We start from the raw sequence: 17,846 nt of genomic DNA, 5'->3' as shown, positions 1-17,846 counted from the left end.
GGTTTGAGTAACACCCGCATGGTATTGCCCCATTCATTCTCGCGTCTCGCACGCGGGACGTCTTTGGTGTGCGCCCTTGCTATACCTTTCATTTCAGTCGCAATTCTCCCTTCGCAGGTTCATGCGCAGGACGCTCTCGGTGCAAATTACCAGAGCGATCCCAATGCGCGCATGATTTTGCAGGCGGATGAGCTCGTCTATGATCGTGACGTCAATGTTGTTACCGCTCAAGGTAAAGTGCGCATCGAATATGATGGCAATCGCCTCGTTGCGGATCAGGTAACGTACAATCAGCAGACCCGTCGCATGACAGCGACAGGCAATGTCGAGATCGTCGAACGCGACGGTAACAAGATTTATTCCGATCATCTGGATGTGACGGATAGTTTCCGCGATGGCTTCGTCAATGGTCTGCGCGTTGAGACGACAGACAACACGCGCTTTGCAGCCGAAAGTGCGGAACGCAGCAATGGCGAGATCACCACATTCAATAATGGTGTCTACACAGCCTGTCAGGCTTGCGAAAAGAATCCTGACAAGCCGGTTCTCTGGCAGATCAAGGCACGCAAAATCATCTGGAACAGCGCGACCAAAACCGTGCGTTTCGAGCGCGGCAAATTTGAACTTTTCGGAATGCCGCTCGCTTATTTCCCCGCTTTCGAGATGGCTGATCCAACAGTCAAGCGGAAGAGCGGCTTCCTGTTTCCGGGCTTTGCATATAAAGACAAGCTCGGTTTCGGCATCAAGAACGCTTATTTCTGGGCGCTTGCACCCAATTATGACCTGACACTTTCAACCACCGCTTACACAAAGCAAGGTTTTCTGACACAGGCTGAATGGCGTCATCGTCTCGAGAACGGCACCTATAATCTCCAGATCGCGGGCATTCACCAGATGAAGCCCGGCGAGTTCGATGCAAACACAATTGATCGCGAAGAAAAAAATCGCGGCATGATCGCATCGAAAGGTGATTTCGACATCAATGCGCGCTGGAAGGCTGGCTGGGATATTATGGCCCAGACTGATCGGAATTTCAGCCGCACATATAGTTTGGAAGGTTATTCAAGCCAGACACAGGTTTCCAATATTTACCTGCGCGGCATCAATAATCGCAATTACTTTGACCTCAACTTCTATCGCTTCAACGTGCAGGAATCCTATCCTGCCACATCTGATTATAGCGATGTGGAGATGCACTCAAAGCAACCTTGGGTTTTCCCAAGCCTCGACTATTCTTATACAGCACCTGAATCCGTTTATGGCGGCGAGCTGAACTTCACCAGCAATTTGCAGGTTCTTTACCGCAAGAACGCGAATAACACTGCTTCGCAGGTTTATGATCCTGCTCTTGATAGGTTTGTTCCACAGCCATACCCACGCATTCCAGGTTTCAGTGGCACAAATACCCGCCTGACAGGCGAAGTTGAGTGGAAGCGCACGATCATCACCGATTCCGGTCTCGTGATTACGCCTTTGTTGGCGCTTCGCGCCGATGCGATCAACGTGAGTACGAATTTTGATCCCGCTGTCGCGGGTTTCACGGATGCGGTGGTCAAGTCTGAGGCACTGCGTGCGATGGCGACTGCGGGTCTTGAACTGCGCTGGCCGATCCTGTTCTCAAGCACAAGTTCGACGCATATTCTGGAGCCAATTGCCCAGATCTATATGCGCAACAATGAACGCTATGCAGGCCAGCTTCCAAATGAAGATGCGCAGAGCTTCGTGTTTGATGCGACGAATCTTTTCTCGCGTGACAAGTTCTCCGGCTATGATCGCGTTGAAGGGGGCACTCGCGCCAATTTCGGGCTGCGTTATTCGGGCAGCTTCGACTACAGCGATTGGAGTCTTTACGCCCTTGGCGGTCAGTCGATTCAACTCGGCGGTTTAAACTCGTTCGGTACGAGCGATTTTGTCAATGTCGGCGAAGATTCGGGCCTGCAGGATGCGCGTTCCGACTATGTTGGCATGATTGGAACGTCGAATTCAACCGGCCTCGCATTTGCAGCCCGTGGACGCTTTGATAAAGACAGCCTCGCACTCAAACGCGGTGAACTTGAAGCCCAACAGAACTGGTCTCGCCTGAGCGTTTCCGCGCGTTATGCTTATATCGCGCCGCAGCCTGCATACGGCTATTCGGAATTGCGCCAGGAAGTCAGCGGCTCCACAAACGTCAAGGTCAATGACAACTGGCGTGTGTTTGGTTCGGGTACCTACGATCTGGTTTCCGATACATTGGTTCGCGCCTCGTCCGGTCTTGCCTATGACGATGAGTGCTTTACCTATTCGATGGCTTACGTACAGACGCGTAATCCGGGTGAAAGCAAGGCAACGCATAGTGTGGGCTTCAATATATCGTTCCGAACACTCGGCGATATTGGGAGCGGTTCACAGTCCTTCTAAAAGAAGAAAAACCGGACGCAGCCAAACTGCTTCCGGTTTTTTGGTCTGAATACTACGCGCTTTTATCAATTTTATTGAGCCAAGCCTCTTCAAAGACGTCGTAAAATGCTCGCGGGTCATTGTTTCGCCGCACTGGGTCCTCTATACAGTCATCTTAATATGATTGGCTTGTATTGGGGTCGCTTTGTCGTGCGAACCTCTGATACGTTACAAGATCAGGCGAAGCTTTGCGTTGCCGACCTGAAGGAACCGGGAAAGAAAGATGATGTTTGCTAAACCTCTTTTCGCCTCCATGATAGGCGCCGCCGTATGCTTCACGGCGCTTGGATCGGCTGCGATGCTGAGCCCGGCCCATGCCGCGTCAAATTCAGCAGAGGCCAAGATCATTGTCTCGGGTAATGTCATTACCAATGGTGACATTCAACGCCGCGTCAACTTTTTGAAGTTGCAGCGCAAAGGTGGCAACCTTAACCAGACCGCTCGTCAGGAACTGACGGAAGAAATGCTCAAGCGCATCGAAATGAAGACGCGCGGCATGAACATTTCCGACAAGGAAGTCGACGAAGCTTATGCTGGGTTTGCATCGCGAAACAAGATGAGTGTCGCCCAGCTCAATCAGGTTATGAATCAGGCTGGAATTACGCCTGACCATTTTAAAAAATACATCATGGTCCAGATGGGCTGGGGCCGTCTTGTCAGCGCCCGTTTCCGCGCAACGGGTATGGTCAGCGAGCAGGATGCGGTACAGCGCATGCTCAAGGATGGTGGCAAAAAGCCGGTCGCAACCGAGTATCAGTTGCAGCAAGTTATCTTTGTTGTTCCCAGCGCAAAGCGTTCGCCAGCGGAAATGGGCAAGCGCCGTCAGGAAGCAAATGCATTGCGTTCGCGTTTTCAAAGCTGCGACAGCACGCGTCAGCTTACCAAAGGCATGATCGACGTCACTGTGCGCGATCTGGGACGCATTATTGAGCAGCAGCTTCCGGGCGAATGGGCCAAGGACATAAAAGCCACCAGCGTTAATCGTGCGACACCTCCGCATGACACGGAAAAAGGCGTAGAAATTCTCGCAGTGTGCTCGACACGTCAGGTTTCCGATGACCGCGTTGCACAGCTTGTTTTCTCAATGGAAGGTGCCGATTCTGCATCCGGGCAAGAGAAGAAAGCCGAAGCGTTGAGCAAGAAATATGTCGATGAACTGCGTGAAAAGGCAACCATCGTTAATCGTTAAAGCCTTGGCAGTCGCCAAATGACAGTATAATTTGAGGGGGCTTCTGCCCCCTTATTCTATAATTCGAGAAAAACATATGCGCATTCAATCGGTTCCTCCGCTCGCCATAAGCATTGGCGACCCTTCAGGCGTTGGGGCTGACGTCGCTCTGAATACATGGCTAAAGCGCGCAGAGCTTTCTTTGCCGCCATTTCTGATAATTGCCGATCCACAACAGCTCTTGGCGCGTGCCGAACTTCTTGGTTTGAATGTGCCTGTTGCAGCCATAACGGCACCCTCACAGGCCGTAGAGATTTTCGATACGCAGCTGCCGGTGTTGCCGCTTGTCAACCGGCACAAGGAAAGCCCCGGAAAGCCTTTGCCAGAAAATGCTGCGGGTATCCTTGAAGCCATTGAGCGCGCCGTAAGTCTCACAATAGCAGGCGAAACGTCTGCGGTTGTGACGTGTCCGATTGCAAAAAAGCCGCTTTATGATGCAGGTTTTCAACACCCCGGCCATACGGAATTTCTCGCAGAGCTCGCGAGCAAACACCTGGGGCGCACAGTCATTCCGGTGATGATGCTTGCCGGCCCCGAACTGCGCGCAGTGCCCGTGACGATCCACATACCGCTTGCGGACGTGCCACGTTTACTGACCAAGGATGATATTCTGGAAGTGGCCTATATCACAGCGCAGGAACTGACCGACCGCTTCGGCATTGCCTCCCCTCGCCTTGCCATTTCCGGTCTTAACCCGCATGCGGGTGAAGGCGGAGCACTCGGCAAGGAAGATGACGCGATCATCCGTCCAGCCGTGGAAGAATTGCAGACTTCAGGCATCAATGCCTGGGGGCCGCTGCCAGCTGATACGATGTTTCACGCTCCCGCACGCGCAACCTATGACGTGGCGATTTGTATGTATCACGATCAGGCGCTGATCCCTGCCAAGGCGCTGGCCTTTGATGAAACGGTCAATGTCACGCTGGGCCTGCCCTTTATCCGCACGTCGCCCGATCACGGCACAGCCTTTGACATTGCGGGAAAAAGCATTGCCCGACCTGACAGCCTGATTGCCGCCATTCGTCTTGCGCAGGAACTTGCAGAAAATCAGGCAGGACGCAAATCATGAGCATAGATACTCTTCCGCCGCTGCGTGAGGTCATCGAGCGCCATGATCTTATGCCCAAAAAGTCGCTCGGACAAAATTTTCTGTTCGATCTGAACCTGACATCGAAGATTGCACGACAATCCGGCCCACTTGAAGACCAGCCGGTCATTGAAGTTGGCCCCGGCCCCGGCGGCCTCACCCGCGCGCTTCTGGCACAAGGGGCTTATGTTACGGCGATTGAACGCGATGAGCGTTGTCTGGATGCGCTCTCAGAGATCGAAGCGCATTATCCGGGCCGATTGCGGATCATTTCAGGTGATGCGCTGGAGCAGGATTTCAAGGCACTGTTTCCCGACGGTCCAAAGCCACGGATCGTTGCAAACCTGCCGTATAATGTCGGTACACAATTACTGCTTAACTGGCTTTTGACCGAGCCATGGCCACCGTTTTATTCGTCCATGACGTTGATGTTTCAACGCGAAGTGGCTGAGCGAATCGTGGCTGCGCCTGATACGGATCATTATGGACGCCTTGGTGTTCTGGCAGGCTGGCGCACGCAGTCGAAAATCGCGTTTGATGTTTCGCCACAGGCGTTCACGCCGCCACCAAAAGTCATGTCTTCGGTGGTGCATATTATCCCGCGTGAAAATCCGCTGCCATGCCGCGCAGATGCGCTTGGTCAGATTACGCAGGCAGCCTTTGGCCAGCGCCGTAAAATGCTGCGTCAGAGCCTGAAGCCCGTCGGCGGTGCAACCTTGCTGGAAAAGACTGGCATTGATGGAACACGCCGCGCCGAAACATTAAGCGTCGAGGAATTCGTAGCCCTTGCAAACGCCTACCGTCCAGTGTGATTGCTGTCGCCATCCATGGTTGGCGTCAGGCTCATTTGCTTGAAAACCTTATCAACGTGATTGATTTCCGAACGGAAGCTCGACATGGACGAACCCGTCAGCTTTTCACCGGCCTTGAGATTCGCTTTAAGTGGATCAACATAATGATCTCCGACCTTGAGCTCATAATAGAGGTGCGGACCGGTCGAATAGCCGGTTGATCCCACATAGGCGATCACCTCTCCCTGCTTTACATGCTGGCCGACTTTCAAACCTTTGACCTCACCCGAAAGATGGGCATAGGTTGTGCTGTAGCCTCCCTGATGGCGGATACGGACATATTTGCCATAGCCCTTTTGCGATGAAATCAGTTCAACAACACCGTCTCCCGCTGCAACGATTGGAGAGCCAATTGGCGCATCATAATCCACACCATTATGATGCTTGCGCACATGCAGAACCGGATGAATACGCCAGCCAAACCCGTCATTCAAACGGCCATTTGGCAAAGGCTTATGCATAAGATATTTGGTCATTGAAGAGCCGTCTTCGTTGAAATAATCGGCGTTTCCTTCAACCTCGTGCCTGTAAAGACGCTTTTTCTCGCCTTTTGTGTCAAACTCAACAAAAACGAGTTCCGGATGGGTATCGACGCTTTCCCGGAAAAGCAGTTCAATCTTCTGCGCCGCATTCGCCCCCTTATCAAACGCTATATTATTTTCGCGAGCGAGCTTTCTGACATCGTCCGCGACTACACGGGGAACACCAGCTGCAATTAATCGGGATTGAACAGAGCTGTTGTGACCGAGCTTCACGGGCGGATGGGCCGCAGTTAGCATTGCATCATGAGAAAGACGTGCGAAAAGCCGCTGATTGCCATTGGAGCGGAAAAGCCCGTCATCGGTGCGACCATAAACAGAATCAGGTGCGCTTCCATGCTTGAATCTTGCGACCAGAATACGTGCAGGCGCTTTGGACGACTGATCGAGAAGCAATACCAGATTGTCCCCCGGCACCAGTTCTTTACGCGCAAGGGCTTGCTGAAGGTTCTCTGCATCCTGTGTGGCTATGCCAGCGGCTTGCATGAGAACACTCAATTTTTCCTGCGATTGCGGTGCAAGAACGATTTCATGGACGTTCTGCCGAGCCATATCGACCGGTCTTGCGAAGCTTACATTGAGCGGTACACCTTTTTGATTGGCGAGCGCCAATATTTGCGGATCGGCTTCGGCCTGTGATTTCATGAGATTGCGCGTCAAAGGCGCTTTTGCAGCATCATTTTGCAGATCAAGGATGACATGCTGGTAGGTAAAGAGTGTGGCTGCACCATCATGGCTGCCTTCTGCAATATCAATGCGCTTTGCAATGCGCCGATCATCCTCGATGGCATTGTGAGGAAGCAGCCTGGCTTCCTTCATGGCTGCATGGCTATGAACAAGTGTCGCCGGATCAACCATCACAGGTTGGGACGCATGGCCATGGCGCACAAGGCCACTCGTGAGCAGCGTCAACGCCCCCCCCGCAATAAGGGTTGCAGACGCCAGTGCCACACAGGCACGATAATGCGTTTTGAAAGAAAACTGAACCCGCTGCAACGGCTTTAGCATAAAGGGCGAAAGCGGTGCCATTTTCGCATGCGCCCTATCCGACCGGATCATCAGATCCGGCAACGCCACCACATGAATCTGCTTATCTCTGTGGACGGCACGAAATACCATGCAGCGCGATTCTCCGAAATTCATTTGAATTAACAAATAAACCAGAAGGCCAGAGCGCGGCTAAATTAAGGCTCTGAGGGTCACAATCAACCGAAACAAAGCTTTAATCCCTCAAGATAAATTTATCATGCTTTGACACGATTGCGGCGATGATTGGCGAAAGAAGACCACGTATAAATTATTAATCCGATCCAAATCAGGACGAAAGCCACAAGCTGTGCCGTTGAGAACGGTTCATTAAAAATAAAAATTGCGAAGATGAATAGCAATGTTGGTGTGAGGTACTGCATCAATCCAAGTGTCGTATAACGCAGAAGCTTCGCCCCGCCAGCATAAAGAATGAGCGGGATCGCCGTGAAGGGGCCAGCGAGCAAAAGCAGCGAAACATCGTAAACAGAGCCAGAGAAAAAATGGTCCTGACCGTGGGCCAGAAGCCAGAAAATGTAAGCTGTGGCCGGGATGGAGAGAATAACCACTTCAAGCGTAAAGCCCTGCAAAGGCTGCACAGGCAAAGACTTACGGAAAAAGCCGTAAAGACCAAATGTTACCGGCAGAACCAGCGAAACCCACGGCAAGCCACCGGCATCTAAAGTGAGCACCAGCACAGCTGCAAAAGCAAAGCCAACCGCAACATATTGAACTTTTGTCAGGCGCTCGCCCAAAAACAATCCACCCAGAACCACGTTAAATAACGGATTGATGTAATATCCAAGAGCGGCTCCTATGAGCTGATCATGCGCAACAGCCCAGACATACACCGACCAGTTAATGGTGATCAGCGATGCAGTGAGTGCCGCCATTGCAAGCATTCGCGGATTGCGCAAGGCATCCAGAATGGCTCTGAACTGTCCGATGCACACAAGCAGAACGGCTGCAACCGGAACCGACCAAATGACGCGATGTGCAACGATTTCAAGGGCCGGCAAATGCGACAAAGCCTTGAGATAGAACGGCAGAACTGCCCAAAGACCATAAGCCCCTATAGCCATCAGGAAGCCACGGCTTCCGTCCGAAAGCTGCCCCCCGGATAAGGTCTGTTCGGTCATTTCTATCTCCGATAAAATAATTACTCCCTAAAAAAGACTGTCTATTCAGGGTCATATCATTTGCTATGCGCGCATCAATCCATAAAATCCATTCAATTAAACTGATCAAAGCATCAATCTTCGTGATGACTGACGCCTATTCAGCCGCCAAAAGACCTGCAAGCGCGCGGTTTTTCATCAGTTTGTAATTGACTGAATCCATCAGGGCCTGAAACGATGCATCAATGATATTGTCGGAAACACCGACCGTGCGCCAACGCGCGCCCGTAGCATCACCAGATTCGATCAAAACGCGGGTGATCGCTGCAGTACCGCCATTGAGGATACGCACCTTGAAATCCACCAATTCGAGATCTTCAATCTCTTTCTGATAGCGGCCAAGATCCTTGCGCAGCGCAATATCAAGCGCATTGACCGGTCCATGACCTTCGGCGACCGACATGTGCATTTCCCCATCGACCTCGACTTTTACAACGGCCTCTGAGACGGTTTTCAAAGAGCCATTGGCATCAAAGCGGCGCTCGACAAGGCAACGAAAAGAATCGACCTTGAAAAATTCCGGCTGAGGAGAAAGCATGTTGCGCGCCAGAAGCTCAAAGCTCGCATCAGCGCCTTCATAGGCATAGCCTTCCGCTTCACGCTCTTTAACGAGCGAAATAAGCGTATCCAGTCGCGCATCATTCTTGGCAACCCGAATACCGCGGCGCTCCAGTTCAGCAATGAAGTTTGACTTGCCGCCCTGATCCGAAACCATGACGCGACGGCGGTTTCCGACACTTTCCGGCGGAACATGCTCATAAGTCTGCGGGTCTTTCAGCAATGCGGACGCATGAATGCCAGCCTTGGTCGCAAAAGCGGATGTGCCCGTGTAAGGGGCCTGCTCAGTCGGTGCACGATTGAGAATATCGTCGAAAGCGCGCGAAATACGGGTGATCGCTTTGAGCGCATCCGGCTGCACACCAAGCTCAAAGCGCTCCGCCCAGTAAGGCTTTAGCGCCAATGTCGGGATCAGGGAAACGAGGTTTGCATTGCCGCAGCGTTCGCCGATGCCGTTCAGTGTTCCCTGCACATGACGCACACCTGCATCAATGGCAGCAAGCGTAACAGCGACTGCCTGTTCGGTATCGTTGTGGGCATGAATGCCAAGGCTTTCGCCGGGAACATATGCTTTCACAACATTGATGATTTCAGCCACTTCCGATGGCTGTGTGCCGCCATTGGTGTCGCAAAGCACGACCCAGCGCGCACCGGCCTCGTAGGCAGCCTTGGCGCAAGCCAGCGCATAGTCTGGATTGGCTTTATACCCATCGAAGAAGTGTTCGCAATCAACCAGCGCCTCACGGCCAGCCATACGCACAGCCGTTACCGAGGATGTGATCGATTCCAGATTTTCTTCATTGGTGCAGCCAAGTGCGACACGCACATGGTAATCCCAACTTTTGGCAACAAAACAAACTGCATCGCTAGAAGCCTGCAAAAGCGCGGTCAGTCCCGGATCGTTCGAGGCCGAAACGCCTGCGCGCTTGGTCATGCCGAAAGCTGCAAATTTGGCCTTCGCGGTCTGACGGTTCTTGAAGAAGGCCGTATCCGTTGGATTGGCACCCGGATAGCCGCCTTCCACATAATCAACGCCCAGTTCTTCAAGCAGAATAACAATCGCTTTTTTGTCTTCGACAGAGAAATCAACGCCGGGTGTCTGCTGTCCGTCCCGCAAGGTCGTGTCGTAGATATAGATGCGTTCGCGTGCCATTTTGCCTGCCTGTCGGTGGGTAATCTATGAATGGTCAGTATCGTGGTCGGGATGCTGGTAAGACACAAGAGTTCTTACGAACTCAATACTTTCAGGATCACGTTCGGTCTCAAAACCCGGCAATTTTGCGAGGTTATCGACATAGGGAAGCTTGACCTCGACACCCCATTGTACTGTCGGCTCAATCTCTTCGGGTGCATCGAAAGCGCCTATGGAGAGCGCAACACCATCCGGTGCTTCATAGGTGAGCGGGGTTCCGCATTCAGAGCAGAAGCCGCGCTTGACATGATTGGAAGACTGAAACCGCTTCGGCTCGTCACGGGTCCAGGTGAGTTTTGCCTCCCCCACAGAAACCAGCGGCGCATAAAAACTTCCAAAGGCCTTCTGGCACATGCGGCAATGACAGATTGAAGCAGAGCCGAGTGCGCCCTCAACATGAAAGCGCACCGCACCGCACTGGCATCCCCCGCTATAAAGCGGCTTATTATCAAGCGTCATCGTGTCCTCTCCTCCCCATAGAAGAGCTTAACTTACCACATCCCAGGTCGTGATGCGTTCGCCGGTGTCAGGATGCTTGCCGTCTTTCAACTGAATGCCCTGCGCCAAAAGTTCATCACGGATACGATCAGCTTCGGCCCACTTCTTGCCAGCGATGAAATTCAGGCGTTCGGCAATACGCGCTTCGATGTCAGCGGCATCAACATCCGCCTTCGCAAATACCGGCACATCCTGCGCCGTCACAAAATAAGGGTCGAACAGGCCCAACAGCGCCATGCCCTCGCCCAAGGCGGCAACGTCCTTAGCCTTGAATGCCTTGCGCAACGCTGTGATGGCGATCCATGTGTTCAGATCGTCTGACAGCGCTTCTTCGACCTCAGCAACCCTTGAAAGCGTTGAAGGCTCTGCAAACCCCGTATCACGAAGAAGACCGTACCAACGATGCAGTTCCTCGGCCGATTCCGCCAGACGCTGTGCCGTCCAGTTGATCGGCTCGCGATAATGCGTTTGCAGCATCGAAAGCCGTGCAGCCAAACCAGCCCAGCGATCGCGCGCATCCTTGTCGTCCCAAGACCCAAGCTGCGGCAGGCCATCATTCAAAACATTACGAATGGTGATGAAGTTGCCGAGAGATTTTGACATCTTCTGGCCTTCGACCTGAAGAAAGCCGTTGTGCATCCAGATGCTTGCCATCCGCTCGGTGCCAAAGGCGCAGCATGATTGCGCAATCTCGTTCTCGTGATGCGGGAAGACGAGATCGATACCACCACCATGGATATCAAACTGATTTTTAAGCGGATCATCGCATTTCAGACCGCCGCCAAACGGGGCCAGCAGCTTGGCCATCGACATAGCCGAGCACTCGATATGCCATCCCGGACGACCAAGTGTTTCAATCCCTGCCGGCGATGGCCAGCCCGGTTCACCATTGCGCGATGGTTTCCAGAGCACGAAATCCATTTCATCGCGCTTGTAAGAAGCAACATCAACGCGCGCGCCTGCCAGCATTTCATCGAACGGACGGTGCGAGAGCGCACCATAATGTGCGCCGCCCAATGCATTCATTGCAGATGGCGAAAACAGCACATGATCATCGGCAACATAAGCAACACCGCGCTCAACCAGCTTTTCAATGATATTGCGCATATCATCAAGATGCTCCGTCGCACGCGGCTGGCTCGACGGCTCAAGATTGGCCAGCGCCTTGATATCCGCCTGAAACTGGCTGTTTGTGCCCTCCGTTACCCGGCGAATGGCTTCATTGAGCGGCAGATCAGGATATTCGCTGGCTGCGCGCGCGTTGATCTTGTCGTCAACATCGGTGATGTTGCGCGCATAAGTGACTTTTTCCGCGCCATAGACATGGCGCAGCAGACGAAACAGCACATCAAAAACAATAACCGGACGTGCATTGCCGATATGGGCAAAGTCATAAACAGTCGGTCCGCAGACATACATGCGCACATTATTCGCGTCGATAGGAGTGAAATCCTCCTTCATGCGGGTGGCGGTGTTGTATAGACGTAGTTGCGGCGCATCAGCCATTGTAATTCCCCAAAAGGACCTGAAATACGGGTACGAAAGACCGCAGCCGACTGGCCGGGGCGTTATCATCCTGTTTTATGATGGGGAGACGAAAACGGCCGGGCCAGCAAGCTGCTAGCCAATAATAATCGAACCAGTACAAATGATCGTGGTCGGCGTTTTCATGGCGTTACTTATCCTCATCGAAGCCTTGGCCGTCAAGAGCTTTCCATTAAAAACGCTGTGACATTTCAGCAACTTCAGGGATGATCAGTGCATGTTGGCCGGGAATCCATAAAACCGGCTCCAAACAGCCTTCATTCTGTCCCAATCAATCACACAATAGTGAGGATGAATTGGAAGAGGATGGACCAATGTCTAAAAATGAACTGCAGCCACGACAAGATAAGCTCATTGACCAATATCGTGAAATCGGGCCTGCGGTGCTGGTTGCAGCGTTGATGAGCAAGACAAATCGAAAAAACGAAGAACGTGGTGACAATACGCGCCATTCAATTCTGGCGGTCAAAAAGATCGGCTGATTTGCTTTGCCTTTTGGCAGACGAAAAAATTGTCAGAACATGGAAAGCTGATCGTCAGGCTTTTTCTTGCTCTTGGATTGAGCTGACGATGACGCCACAAGTTTTTCGTCTACCCTCTCCTGTATATCAGGTGATGTGTTGGCGACCTTGTTGACCTTGTCCGACACCGGAATGGCTTCGAAAAAATCATCCTGAACGGGCCGCATGATGTCAGCCACTTCGCGTGGAAGTAGCGTCTTGCAATTCAGCCAACGGGCATAATCCTCCGGCTTCACCACCACCGGCATGCGCTCGTGGATGGGACGCAAATATGTGTTCGCGCCTGTCGTCAGAATACCCGCAGTGTCAATTTGCGAGCCATCTGCACTGCTCCATGTTTCGACCAGCGCACCAAAGGCCACAATGCCGCCGTTGCGCGGTCTGATCCAATAGGCCTGCGCCTTGTTCTTACCCTCACGCCGCCATTCATAGAAGCCAGAGGCCGGAATCAGTGCGCGCCGATGATGAAGAGCTGCCCGGAATGAGTTCTTCTCTGCCGCCGTTTCAGAGCGAATATTGAAAACCAGATTCCAGTCATTGGGATCTTTGACCCAGGACGGCACAAAGCCCCAACGCACCAACATGCCGATACGGTCAGGGCGATTGCTTCCCGGCGGCGGCGTCTCACCGGCAAGAATAGAGAGTATCGGCTGGGTTGGCGCGATATTGTAACGCGGAGGAAAATCCTCCTCAATCATTGCACCAAGCAATGCTTCAACTTCTTCGCGGCTGGCAGTCAGAGAAAAACGTCCACACATAGTGTCCATGTTCAAGCTTTTGCGGAAATGGTCAAGTGGGGTTTGCTGTTGCCAAAAGCGGCTGGCCGGATCATAGCTTGTGTATGGTTACAATTCCCGTCATCCCCGCCCCCGTTCAAATCCATGGTGTTTCTCTCATCTGCCGCCGCGATGGCCGCTTTCTGCTGGTTGAACGCGGCAAGGAGCCATGGAAGGGTTGGCTGGCTTTTCCGGGTGGCAGCATTGAGGCCGGAGAAACGCCGGAAGAAGCGGCCATTCGGGAACTCAAAGAAGAAACAGCTTTGGACGTTCGCTCTTTGAGCCATGTCATCACCGTTGATCTGGCGCTTGAGGGCAAAGCTTACGCGAAGAGCTATTTTCTTTCTGTCTATCGTGCTTTGGATGTTTCGGGCATTGAGCAGGCCGGTGACGATGCTGCAGCGATATACTGGTTAAGCATTGATGAAATGGCGCATGCCAATGTGACAGATAGCACGTTAGACGTTGCGCGATCGGTCGCTGAGGCTGAAGATGGTTCAGGGCTAAACGCATGATCGCCTTGAAGTGGCCCTGATTCTTCATCAAAACTGTGTTTCATTCAGGGGGATCATAGTGCAGGGAAAGCGGCTTTCCATATGGGCGATTGCATTCTGGCTGGGCATTCTGTCACCGGCCTTTTCTGCTCAGGACGCGCCTTATGAGGGCAAAATGCTCAGAATTGCGGAAGTGCTTGGCTCGCTTCACTATCTGCGTAATCTTTGCGGAGAAACCAGCAATGAATGGCGCGAACGGATGGACGCCCTCCTTGCCGCCGAAAAGCCCGATGAAGCCGAGCGCGTGCGCCTTGTTTCAAGCTTCAACCATGGATACCGCGTTTTCAGCGACAATTATGTCCGCTGCACACCTTCTGCTCTTGCGGCGATTGATCGCTACATGAAAGAGGGAGAAAACTTGTCGAACGAGCTGATCTCGCGCTATGGGAATTAACCAATTATTCAGTCTTTTGCGGATGGGCATAAATTGCCTCATTCAAGTCCGTTTTAATCTGTTAACACTATCTTAAATGATAGGCAGGCTACGCAAGTGTTCGCGCTCCCTATTGCGGTGAGAGATCATTTGAGAAGCCAGAAGGGCGCAAGCCGGGATGAAACCAATGGAATATATGCCAGCCGATCTGGACGAGATGATCGCCCGCGAAAAGAAGCTTGTGGCGATTGAGTACCAGAACGAAGCCTGGGCGGATGGCATTTCCGAAGGGATTGAGCCGGAAATTCTGGCGGAAGCTGCTTTCACCACAGCCTTGACTGAGCTGATGCGTTCGTCTGGCGAAGACAGCGCGCTCGACCTTATTGAGAAAATGCGCGAACAGATCATTGCAGGAACCTTCCTGCAAAATCGCGTTCTTCAATAAACGCAACTGTCTGCCACAAAAGATCGCATATGGCTGGGCGGGAAGTCATAGACCCGCTCCCAGACTCTGCGGAACTGTCGCGTTGAAGCAAAGCCGGATTTTTCGGCAACGCTTTCCATATCCAAAGCCGAGTTCAACAGCATTTCACGCGCAAGGCTTATTTTCAGCCGATTGGCATACTCCGTGACACTCATGCCCGCATGTTCATTGAACAGGCGTGACAGATTGCGTGGGCTCGCCCCGCTCGCTCCAGCGAGTTTTTCAACAGACCAGTTTTCGGCTGGATTTGCAGCCACAGCATCCTGTGCGCGATGCACAACAGGGTGCATATGATTGCGGCCTTCAAGCCATGGTGAAAGCTGCGGATCGCCACCGCTGCGACGCAGATAAACCACAAGATAACGCGCCACGGATAAAGCCAGTGCATGTCCTGCCATCTCGGCCAGAATATGCAACATCAGATCAATACCAGCAGTGATGCCCGCACTGGTCAGCCTGTCGCGATCCTCGACAAACAAACGGTTTTGCAGAACATGCGCAGTCGGTGCGAGTCGATGCAGCTCATCAATCGCCATATGATGCGTGGTGCAGTCATAGCCCTCAAGCAGTCCGGCACGTGCCGCAAGAAGTGCACCAGAGCAGATTGAAACCAATCTGATACCGGGGCGAATTGTGTGCTGCAACCAGCGCACAATTTGCACTTCAAGCACGCTGTCATGGTCGCGATTGACGCCTGATGATCCAAGTGGCGCATCTGCCGAGCCGGATATGACCACCAGCGCGTTATCCGGGAGATTTTCCGGCATCGGATCGATATTGGCAAGCGTGAGGCCAATGGAGCTTAACGCGGTCTCGGATGGCCCAATAAAGCTCACCTCAAACTGCACCTTGTTTTGCTCCAGATTGGCCTTGCGCAAAACCTCTATCGGCCCCGCCACGTCAAGCAAAAGCGTGCGCGGCGGGACGACAACGAAGACCCGCACAGTTTTATGGCTGTCGGCGGCTTGGTTCATGCAGCTTTCCGTTCTGCGCTGCCCGCAAGAGCCTGTTCCACGGTTGCTATCCTTGCAAAGCGATCCGCAAGTACCAGCTCGGTGCGTGCACGAATTTCAGCAGCGCTCCATTCGCGACCAGCCCCATCCGTCATGGGAAATGTCAGTGTCGCTTCACCGACGAAATCAATCTTATAACCAAGATCAGAAGCGTGACGTGTCGTCGTCTCACAGCATTGTTCGGTTCGAATGCCAGAAATGATAATGTGATGAATGCCATTATCGACAAGCCAGACATCAAGTCCGGTTCCGACCAGCGCACTGTGGCGGCTCTTTCGGAAAACCACATCCGGCTCAATCGAAAGAGGTGAAAGCGCCTTCACAAAACCTGAGGCTTCCGAAAACGCTCCTTCATTTTCGACATGGAAAATTTGAACAACGGGAATACCCTTGCGCTTCGCACCATCAATGAGCGCCTGCTGCCGCTCTATGTAAGCGGCAACCTCTTCATCACGGTAATAGGGGCGATGTCGAAAAGATTCCTGAACATCGATAACCAGCAGTGCGGTGTCATTCGCGGACATTTTTTGCTCCTTGCAAATTTATACAAGGAGATATTAACGCCCACAACCCAAGCCGAAAGATTGAGTTCGGACAAAGACCGGACAGATCGCGCCAATCGATAAGCGTTTAGCGGTGAGGCAAAGCTTCCAAAAACTCGACCGGCTCGCCCTTGTTCGGATTAACCACTTCCGCTTCCCACATAACCTTGATACCGCGCACGAAAGTACCAACCGGCCAGCCGGTGACAGTCTTGCCGTGATAAGGCGTCCAGCCAGCCTTAGAGCCAGCCTGCTCATGGGTAATGGTTTCGCGTCGCTTCATATCGACGATGGTGAGATCGGCATCATAGCCAACAGCAATGCGGCCTTTGCGCGCCATGCCGAAAATGCGGTTCGGGCCGTGGCTCGACAGATCGACAAAGCGTTCCAACGAAAGCTTACCAGCATTGACGTGATCGAGCATGATCGGCACCAGCGTCTGAACGCCGGTCATGCCAGACGGTGATGCCGGGTAAGGCTTCTGCTTTTCTTCCAGTGTATGTGGCGCATGGTCGGAGCCGAGCACATCGACGATACCCTGATCAATTCCCTTCCAGATGCCGTCACGATGGCGCTTGTCGCGCACAGGCGGGTTCATCTGAATAAGATTACCGAGGGTCGCATATTCATCTGCCGACAATGTGAGGTGATGGGGCGTTGCTTCACAGGTTGCCACATCTTTATGGCCCTGCAAGAAGTCGATTTCTTCCGCAGTCGAGATATGCAGCACATGAATGCGCGCGCCGGTTTCGCGTGCGATGCGCACGAGACGTTGCGTGCATTGCAGGGCAGCAATTTCATCGCGCCACACAGGGTGGCTTGATGGATCGCCTTCAACCCGCAGATTTTCGCGATCCTTCAAACGGAATTCATCTTCCGAATGGAAGGCCGCACGGCGGCGCGTGTTCTTGAGGATGGACCGGACACCTTCATCATCCTCAACCAAGAGGTTACCAGTCGAAGACCCCATGAAGACCTTGATACCGGCAGCGCCCGGAAGGCGCTCAAGCTCGGCAACGTCTTTTGCATTGTCGCGTGTTCCGCCGACCCAAAATGCGAAATCGCAATGCATACGGTGACGACCGCGACGAATCTTGTCTTCCAGCGCTTCGGCAGAAGTCGTCAGCGGCTTGGTGTTCGGCATTTCAAAAACCGAAGTCACACCACCCAGAACAGCGGCAAGTGAACCGGTCTCCAGATCTTCCTTGTGTTCCAGCCCCGGCTCACGAAAATGAACCTGACTATCGACCACGCCCGGCAGAATATGCAGGCCCGTGCAGTCAATCACTTCGCCAGCCGAATGTGTGGAGAGTGAACCAATCGCCTCTATGCGCCCGTTACGAATACCAATATCACGGCTTCCTATACCGTCATGATTGACGATGGTTGCACCTTTCAGGATCGTATCAAACGTTTGGGCCATTGTTGTCTCCTGCTGGCTG

At 52.9% G+C, this 17,846-nt stretch carries 17 protein-coding genes; 8 read left to right on the top strand and 9 right to left on the bottom strand.

All coding sequences use genetic code 11. The annotated features are described in order from the left end of the window. Positions 1-18 precede the first annotated feature (18 nt). The 4 genes from OPR82_RS04665 (at position 19) to rsmA (ending at position 5,566) form a co-directional block, all read left to right on the top strand. A complete protein-coding gene (locus OPR82_RS04665) occupies positions 19-2,400 on the top strand; it encodes an LPS-assembly protein LptD (protein WP_265983868.1) in 2,382 nt (793 codons plus the stop codon). Between the two features lie 262 nt (positions 2,401-2,662). After that, complete coding sequence (locus OPR82_RS04660) at positions 2,663-3,628, top strand: SurA N-terminal domain-containing protein (RefSeq protein ID WP_265983292.1); 966 nt, start codon at positions 2,663-2,665, stop codon at positions 3,626-3,628. A gap of 76 nt (positions 3,629-3,704) precedes the next feature. Beyond that, positions 3,705-4,736 (top strand): 4-hydroxythreonine-4-phosphate dehydrogenase PdxA, encoded by a 1,032-nt coding sequence (pdxA, locus tag OPR82_RS04655; protein WP_265983290.1) that lies wholly within the window; start codon positions 3,705-3,707, stop codon positions 4,734-4,736. Then, on the top strand, positions 4,733-5,566 hold the full coding sequence (gene rsmA, locus OPR82_RS04650; RefSeq protein WP_265983288.1) for a 16S rRNA (adenine(1518)-N(6)/adenine(1519)-N(6))-dimethyltransferase RsmA: 834 nt from the start codon (positions 4,733-4,735) through the stop codon (positions 5,564-5,566). The genes pdxA and rsmA overlap by 4 nt, the downstream gene beginning before the upstream one ends. Here rsmA and OPR82_RS04645 read toward each other — a convergent pair. The 5 genes from OPR82_RS04645 to cysS all read right to left on the bottom strand — a co-directional run bounded on the left by OPR82_RS04645 (position 5,551) and on the right by cysS (position 12,102). Then, positions 5,551-7,263 carry a M23 family metallopeptidase gene (locus tag OPR82_RS04645; protein ID WP_323054530.1) on the bottom strand — a complete coding sequence of 571 codons (1,713 nt, stop codon included), beginning with the start codon at positions 7,261-7,263 and terminating at the stop codon, positions 5,551-5,553. The genes rsmA and OPR82_RS04645 overlap by 16 nt on opposite strands. Before the next feature lie 125 nt (positions 7,264-7,388). Beyond that, positions 7,389-8,309: an EamA family transporter RarD gene (gene rarD, locus OPR82_RS04640; RefSeq protein WP_265983286.1), complete on the bottom strand. Its 921-nt coding sequence runs from the start codon at positions 8,307-8,309 to the stop codon at positions 7,389-7,391. A gap of 136 nt (positions 8,310-8,445) precedes the next feature. Next, positions 8,446-10,059 (bottom strand): citramalate synthase, encoded by a 1,614-nt coding sequence (gene cimA / locus OPR82_RS04635; RefSeq protein ID WP_265983285.1) that lies wholly within the window; start codon positions 10,057-10,059, stop codon positions 8,446-8,448. A 24-nt stretch (positions 10,060-10,083) separates the two neighbouring features. Then, a complete protein-coding gene (locus OPR82_RS04630; RefSeq protein WP_265983284.1) occupies positions 10,084-10,557 on the bottom strand; it encodes a GFA family protein in 474 nt (157 codons plus the stop codon). Between the two features lie 27 nt (positions 10,558-10,584). Beyond that, positions 10,585-12,102: a cysteine--tRNA ligase gene (gene cysS, locus OPR82_RS04625; RefSeq protein ID WP_265983283.1), complete on the bottom strand. Its 1,518-nt coding sequence runs from the start codon at positions 12,100-12,102 to the stop codon at positions 10,585-10,587. A 353-nt stretch (positions 12,103-12,455) separates the two neighbouring features. Between cysS and OPR82_RS04620 the strand changes: the two genes are divergently transcribed. Continuing rightward, on the top strand, positions 12,456-12,623 hold the full coding sequence (locus tag OPR82_RS04620) for a hydrolase (RefSeq protein ID WP_265983281.1): 168 nt from the start codon (positions 12,456-12,458) through the stop codon (positions 12,621-12,623). Positions 12,624-12,655: 32 nt separating this feature from the next. Here OPR82_RS04620 and OPR82_RS04615 read toward each other — a convergent pair whose 3' ends face one another. Beyond that, a complete protein-coding gene (locus tag OPR82_RS04615; RefSeq protein ID WP_265983867.1) occupies positions 12,656-13,420 on the bottom strand; it encodes an SOS response-associated peptidase in 765 nt (254 codons plus the stop codon). Positions 13,421-13,503: 83 nt separating this feature from the next. Between OPR82_RS04615 and OPR82_RS04610 the strand changes: the two genes are divergently transcribed. From OPR82_RS04610 to OPR82_RS04600, 3 genes are all read left to right on the top strand, one after another. Next, positions 13,504-13,953 carry an NUDIX hydrolase gene (locus tag OPR82_RS04610; protein ID WP_265983866.1) on the top strand — a complete coding sequence of 150 codons (450 nt, stop codon included), beginning with the start codon at positions 13,504-13,506 and terminating at the stop codon, positions 13,951-13,953. A gap of 79 nt (positions 13,954-14,032) precedes the next feature. Beyond that, positions 14,033-14,386, top strand: a complete 354-nt coding sequence (locus OPR82_RS04605) for a TIGR02301 family protein (protein WP_323054537.1) — start codon at positions 14,033-14,035, stop codon at positions 14,384-14,386. Between the two features lie 166 nt (positions 14,387-14,552). Continuing rightward, positions 14,553-14,810 carry a hypothetical protein gene (locus OPR82_RS04600; protein WP_265983280.1) on the top strand — a complete coding sequence of 86 codons (258 nt, stop codon included), beginning with the start codon at positions 14,553-14,555 and terminating at the stop codon, positions 14,808-14,810. Here the strand turns inward: OPR82_RS04600 and OPR82_RS04595 are convergent. The 3 genes from OPR82_RS04595 to OPR82_RS04585 form a co-directional block, all read right to left on the bottom strand. Then, positions 14,804-15,823 carry a GlxA family transcriptional regulator gene (locus OPR82_RS04595; protein ID WP_265983278.1) on the bottom strand — a complete coding sequence of 340 codons (1,020 nt, stop codon included), beginning with the start codon at positions 15,821-15,823 and terminating at the stop codon, positions 14,804-14,806. The genes OPR82_RS04600 and OPR82_RS04595 overlap by 7 nt on opposite strands. After that, a complete protein-coding gene (locus OPR82_RS04590; protein WP_265983277.1) occupies positions 15,820-16,386 on the bottom strand; it encodes an isochorismatase family protein in 567 nt (188 codons plus the stop codon). The genes OPR82_RS04595 and OPR82_RS04590 overlap by 4 nt, the downstream gene beginning before the upstream one ends. Before the next feature lie 106 nt (positions 16,387-16,492). Next, complete coding sequence (locus tag OPR82_RS04585; protein ID WP_265983275.1) at positions 16,493-17,827, bottom strand: dihydroorotase; 1,335 nt, start codon at positions 17,825-17,827, stop codon at positions 16,493-16,495. Positions 17,828-17,846: the final 19 nt, after the last annotated feature.

The sequence above is a fragment of the Ochrobactrum chromiisoli genome (assembly GCF_026241335.1).
In the GTDB taxonomy this organism is placed as follows: Bacteria; Pseudomonadota; Alphaproteobacteria; order Rhizobiales; family Rhizobiaceae; genus Brucella; species Brucella chromiisoli.
This window is presented reverse-complemented; position numbering and strand designations above follow the sequence as displayed.

Excerpts from the sequence above, each read along its gene's own strand:
- OPR82_RS04665 (WP_265983868.1), top strand. The coding sequence starts at position 19 with ATGGTATTGCCCCATTCATTCTCGCGTCTCGCACGCGGGACGTCTTTG.
- OPR82_RS04660 (WP_265983292.1), top strand. The coding sequence starts at position 2,663 with ATGATGTTTGCTAAACCTCTTTTCGCCTCCATGATAGGCGCCGCCGTA.
- pdxA (WP_265983290.1), top strand. The coding sequence starts at position 3,705 with ATGCGCATTCAATCGGTTCCTCCGCTCGCCATAAGCATTGGCGACCCT.
- rsmA (WP_265983288.1), top strand. The coding sequence starts at position 4,733 with ATGAGCATAGATACTCTTCCGCCGCTGCGTGAGGTCATCGAGCGCCAT.
- OPR82_RS04645 (WP_323054530.1), bottom strand. The coding sequence starts at position 7,263 with ATGGTATTTCGTGCCGTCCACAGAGATAAGCAGATTCATGTGGTGGCG.
- rarD (WP_265983286.1), bottom strand. The coding sequence starts at position 8,309 with ATGACCGAACAGACCTTATCCGGGGGGCAGCTTTCGGACGGAAGCCGT.
- cimA (WP_265983285.1), bottom strand. The coding sequence starts at position 10,059 with ATGGCACGCGAACGCATCTATATCTACGACACGACCTTGCGGGACGGA.
- OPR82_RS04630 (WP_265983284.1), bottom strand. The coding sequence starts at position 10,557 with ATGACGCTTGATAATAAGCCGCTTTATAGCGGGGGATGCCAGTGCGGT.
- cysS (WP_265983283.1), bottom strand. The coding sequence starts at position 12,102 with ATGGCTGATGCGCCGCAACTACGTCTATACAACACCGCCACCCGCATG.
- OPR82_RS04620 (WP_265983281.1), top strand. The coding sequence starts at position 12,456 with ATGTCTAAAAATGAACTGCAGCCACGACAAGATAAGCTCATTGACCAA.
- OPR82_RS04615 (WP_265983867.1), bottom strand. The coding sequence starts at position 13,420 with ATGTGTGGACGTTTTTCTCTGACTGCCAGCCGCGAAGAAGTTGAAGCA.
- OPR82_RS04610 (WP_265983866.1), top strand. The coding sequence starts at position 13,504 with ATGGTTACAATTCCCGTCATCCCCGCCCCCGTTCAAATCCATGGTGTT.
- OPR82_RS04600 (WP_265983280.1), top strand. The coding sequence starts at position 14,553 with ATGGAATATATGCCAGCCGATCTGGACGAGATGATCGCCCGCGAAAAG.
- OPR82_RS04595 (WP_265983278.1), bottom strand. The coding sequence starts at position 15,823 with ATGAACCAAGCCGCCGACAGCCATAAAACTGTGCGGGTCTTCGTTGTC.
- OPR82_RS04590 (WP_265983277.1), bottom strand. The coding sequence starts at position 16,386 with ATGTCCGCGAATGACACCGCACTGCTGGTTATCGATGTTCAGGAATCT.
- OPR82_RS04585 (WP_265983275.1), bottom strand. The coding sequence starts at position 17,827 with ATGGCCCAAACGTTTGATACGATCCTGAAAGGTGCAACCATCGTCAAT.